9 protein-coding genes and 1 pseudogene are annotated in these 4,141 nt (G+C 38.4%); all 10 read left to right on the forward strand.

The window, feature by feature from the left end; translation table 11 throughout:
• On the forward strand, positions 1 to 142 hold a 142-nt coding region (locus tag AB1422_17460), incomplete at its 5' end, for a CRISPR-associated endonuclease Cas6 (protein ID MEW6621092.1).
• The gene (locus AB1422_17465; protein MEW6621093.1) at positions 139 to 516 is read left to right on the forward strand and encodes a hypothetical protein; all 378 of its coding nucleotides are present in this window, start codon (positions 139 to 141) and stop codon (positions 514 to 516) included. The genes AB1422_17460 and AB1422_17465, both read left to right, overlap by 4 nt.
• 20 nt (positions 517 to 536) lie before the next feature.
• Positions 537 to 866: a nucleotidyltransferase domain-containing protein gene (locus AB1422_17470; GenBank protein ID MEW6621094.1), complete on the forward strand. Its 330-nt coding sequence runs from the start codon at positions 537 to 539 to the stop codon at positions 864 to 866.
• Positions 863 to 1,240, forward strand: a complete 378-nt coding sequence (locus tag AB1422_17475; protein ID MEW6621095.1) for a HEPN domain-containing protein — start codon at positions 863 to 865, stop codon at positions 1,238 to 1,240. Before AB1422_17470 ends, AB1422_17475 begins: the two co-directional genes overlap by 4 nt.
• A 9-nt stretch (positions 1,241 to 1,249) precedes the next feature.
• Positions 1,250 to 1,357: pseudogene (locus tag AB1422_17480) on the forward strand (CRISPR-associated endonuclease Cas6).
• 107 nt (positions 1,358 to 1,464) lie between these two features.
• A complete protein-coding gene (gene cas1 / locus AB1422_17485; protein ID MEW6621096.1) occupies positions 1,465 to 2,439 on the forward strand; it encodes a CRISPR-associated endonuclease Cas1 in 975 nt (324 codons plus the stop codon).
• A 109-nt stretch (positions 2,440 to 2,548) separates the two neighbouring features.
• Positions 2,549 to 2,854, forward strand: a complete 306-nt coding sequence (gene cas2, locus AB1422_17490; protein ID MEW6621097.1) for a CRISPR-associated endonuclease Cas2 — start codon at positions 2,549 to 2,551, stop codon at positions 2,852 to 2,854.
• 56 nt (positions 2,855 to 2,910) lie between these two features.
• On the forward strand, positions 2,911 to 3,285 hold the full coding sequence (locus tag AB1422_17495) for a four helix bundle protein (protein MEW6621098.1): 375 nt from the start codon (positions 2,911 to 2,913) through the stop codon (positions 3,283 to 3,285).
• Positions 3,286 to 3,337: 52 nt separating this feature from the next.
• A complete protein-coding gene (gene cas4, locus AB1422_17500; protein MEW6621099.1) occupies positions 3,338 to 3,931 on the forward strand; it encodes a CRISPR-associated protein Cas4 in 594 nt (197 codons plus the stop codon).
• A gap of 72 nt (positions 3,932 to 4,003) precedes the next feature.
• Entirely contained in the window at positions 4,004 to 4,126 is a 123-nt protein-coding gene (locus AB1422_17505) for a hypothetical protein (GenBank protein MEW6621100.1), read from the forward strand.
• Positions 4,127 to 4,141: the final 15 nt, after the last annotated feature.

A 4,141-nucleotide genomic window follows, 5' to 3' on the forward strand; every position in this document is an offset into this window, starting at 1 on the left:
AGGCACGCCGATGCTTGGGTTTTTGGGAGATTTTTTAGTCAACTTTGAGATTCCTGACTACTGGGGCATTGGCAAATCAGTGTCACGCGGGTTTGGAACAATGGTAAGGCAGAAAACAGACAAAGAGGAAAGAGGTGAATGAAAAAACGAATGAAGGAAACTAATCCAAAGGCAATCTTTAATCCAATTCTATTCTGGGATACACAGGACATAGACATTGAGAAAAACGCAGGTTATATTATTAGCCGAGTACTAGACTTTGGTGATGAGAAGGGCATTAAAATATTAAGAACTATCTACCCGGATGAAAAACTTATTGAGGTTATTAAAAAAAGACGGGGATTGATGCCTCAAACTGCAAAGTTCTGGGCGGTTTATTTCAATATCCCGAAAGAGGAGATAACATGTTTGAAAATGTATTGCCCGAAAAACAGCATTGAGTTAATTACTAATATTTCATCCAAACTCAATGATTTTTACTTAGCTGGTGGAACAGGTCTTGCACTCCAACTTTGAAGAAAAAGGAGAATAAGGATATGAATGAAAGGGATAAGTCATTGATATTAGATTTTAAAAGAGGTATTTCCCATGAGATTTCACAACATATTAGGCGACTGATTGTGTTTGGTTCAAGGGTTGAAGGAAAGGCAAAAGAAGACTCAGACCTTGACCTATTGGCGTTGGTAGATGAGAAAACCCCTGAGATTGAAAAGGAACTGGAGGATATTGCCTATCAGGTTATGTGGGATTATGACTTCAAACCTATCATATCCCTTAAAGTATTTGAGGAATCTTGTTTTTACAATGCACTTAAAAAAGGATTTTCTTTCTATCAATATGTTGAGAAAGAGGGGGTTCCTATATGACAGAGCAAGTAAAAAGGCTTATTGAGAAATCAGAACACGCAATTGAGGTAGCTGAAGAATTAATCAAAGACGGTTATCCATCAGATGCGGCCAGTAAAATCTATTACTCTATGTTTTATGCCGCACAGGCTCTCTTGAAATCTGAAGGGATTGATGTGGTAAAGCATTCTGCAGTTGAGTCAGCTTTGGGATATTATTTTGCAAAGCCGGGCAGGATTGATTCTAAGTATCACAGGATGTTGATAAATGCAAGAAAGATTAGAGAAATTGCTGATTATGATATTCAGGAAGAAATTGTAGAACCAACAGCATCACTTAAGATAGAGGAGGGTAAGACCTTCCTCTCTGCCATTAAACATCTTCTTGGAATTTAAGGCACGCCTATGCTCGGATTCTTAGGAGATTTTTCCGTCAACTTTGAGATTCCTGACTACTGGGGCATTGGTAAATCCGTCTCGCGTGGGTTTGGAACAGTAAAGCGAGTAGAATAAATCTCTCGCAAAGGCGCAAAGGGACAAAAATTGATTAAAAATGGTATTACCCGGATTGTAAATAGATTATAATCTTTGCGGTCTTTGCGTCTTTGCGAGAAAATAAAATGCAATTAGTCATCAATACCTACGGTTCTTATCTCCAAAAAAACGGTGATTGCTTTAAGGTCAAAAGGGATGACCAGACCTTTGAGGTCTCGGTTAAAAAGGTCTCGTCTATCCTCATTGCCACCGCCGCTTATATCACTACCGATGCCATTAAACTGGCAATGGACAACAATATTGACATTGTTTTCCTTGATGAATTTGGTGACCCTTACGGTAGGGTATGGCACAGTAAGCTGGGCAGCACCACCTTAATCCGAAGAAGACAGATTGAGATTGCTGAGGTCGAAGAGGGACTATCCCTTGCCCTTTCCTGGGTTAAAAAGAAGTTTGAAAATCAGATAGACCTACTTAAAAGACTCAGGAACACACGAACACAGAAATCAGCAGAGATCACCAGCTACATTGAGAAATTGGTGAATTGCCAAAAGACATTGGAGACCATTTCAGGGACAATTGAAGAAAGACGCGGGACAATTATGGGCATAGAAGGTAGTGGTGGCAGGATATACTTTGAGTGTCTAAGTTTTCTTGTCCCTGAACGCTATAAGTTTAACGGTCGCAGTAGAAACCCAGCTCAGGATGAATTCAACGCCCTCTTAAACTATGCCTACGGTATTCTCTACGGAAAAGTAGAAAAAGCCTGTATCATCGCTGGGCTTGACCCTTATGTAGGGATTATCCATACCGATAATTATAACAAGAAGTCATTAGTCTTTGATTTAATAGAGCTTTTTCGAATATGGGCTGATGAAACGGTAATAAACCTTTTTGCCGCAAGGAAGGTAAAAGAGGGTTGTTTTGATAAACTAAAAAACGGCTTTACATTGAATAAAGAAGGGAAGACTTTGCTGATTGGGGAATTTAGTGCCTTTCTGGATGAGTCTATCCGATATGGAGGCAGGAATATCAAGCGTGAAAACATTATCCAATTTGAATGCCACCGGATAGCCAACGAATTGATAAAGGGAAAATAGCCATAATCCTGTGATTCACAGAAATAGGAGGTAGTAGAGAGAGGGAAAAGGCTTGTTTTCTTTACTTTCTACTTTCTACTCTCTACTTCCCACTTTCAGGAGAAGCATAATGGCAGATAATGAAACCTTACTCTGGGTAATCTATGATATTGTTGAAGATAAGAAGCGTAACCGCATTGCTAAGGCTTGTAAAGACAAAGGGCTTTACCGGGTTCAGAAATCAGCCTTTGTGGGTAAGTTGAATAGAAATCAGCTGGATGAATTAAAAATTATGTGTGAGGATTTGATTGATGACAAAGAGGATTCTATCTACCTCTTCCCTATGTGTAATGAGGATTTCAAAAAGGTCAAACTATTGGGACAGTCCTTTGATAAGAAGCTTATCTCAGGAGAACTTCTGGCAAAATTTTTTTAAACAGTGTCGGTGTCGGTGGCAGTGTTGGTGTCAGGAAGAAAGGAGGTAAAGGAGAGATGAAAAGTGTTGAAGATCTTGATGTATTTAGGTTGGCACATGAAGTAACCTTAGAGATTTATAGTCTTACAAATAATTTTCCAGAGTATGAAAGGTATGGTTTGATTTCACAAATTAGGAGATCCTCAATGTCTATACCTATGAACTTAATGGAGGGTAGTCATAGACTTAATACAAAGGAATACAGACAATTTGTCGGTATAGCACGTGGCTCTGTTGGTGAATTGAAATATCAACTTATGTTATCTCATGATTTGGGATATATTAGTGAGGACACCTACCATCATCTTCGCGGAAAGGCTGAAAGTATTAGTAAAATGCTGACAAGGCTGGTAGAATCCTTGACTGACATTGATCCCCATCACCGACACTGACACCGACACCGATACCGACACTGACACTGACACCGACACCGAGGTTTATATTATGGATACCGAATCTACACCAATGATAACCCCATCTGAGGTAATCGAACATCTTTTTTGCCCTCGATTTACCTATTTTATGAATTGCTTAAAGATACCTCAACATGAGGAAAAAAGATATAAGGTGTTAAAGGGCAGGGAACTACATTCAAGGAGAGAGCAAGAAAACAGAGAATACTTGCGTAAAAGGATAGGATGTATTGGCAAAGAGATATTGGTTTATTTAGCCTCACCAAGACTTCGGGTGCGTGGGATTGTGGATGAAGTATTGACTCTAACTGATGGAAGTATGTCGCCACTTGATTATAAATATACCGAATTTAATGATTTCCTGTTCAAGACACATAAGATTCAATCGGTAATTTATGCGATGTTGATAAAAGAGATATATCAGAAGCCAGTAAACGAAGGTTATATCTGTTATGTGCGAAGCGGTAATACCTTAAAAAAAATACTTTACAAATCAGATGATTTTGAATATACTAATAAAGTAATTGATGAAATCTTCAAGGTGATAATGTTAGGTTACTATCCAAAGAAGACTTCGTATGCTAATAGATGCGTTGACTGTTGTTATCAGAATATTTGTGTGTGAACAGTGAAAATTTGTAACTATGTGGTATCTCAGAAATTAGAAGAGCAAAAAGGATGTAAAAGGGGGTGAGAAATGGGTAAAGTTTACGCTTTAAAGGGGATAAATAGGCTCAAAATAGACCGAGTAAAAAACAGGGAATTATTTGAGATCAAAAGGGTTAAAAACAAAATGGTGTTAGCGACCAACTTCCATTAAAACAAGGATTGAAAC

It is taken from the genome of bacterium (genome assembly GCA_040757115.1).
Taxonomy (GTDB): domain Bacteria; phylum UBA9089; class CG2-30-40-21; order CG2-30-40-21; family SBAY01; genus JBFLXS01.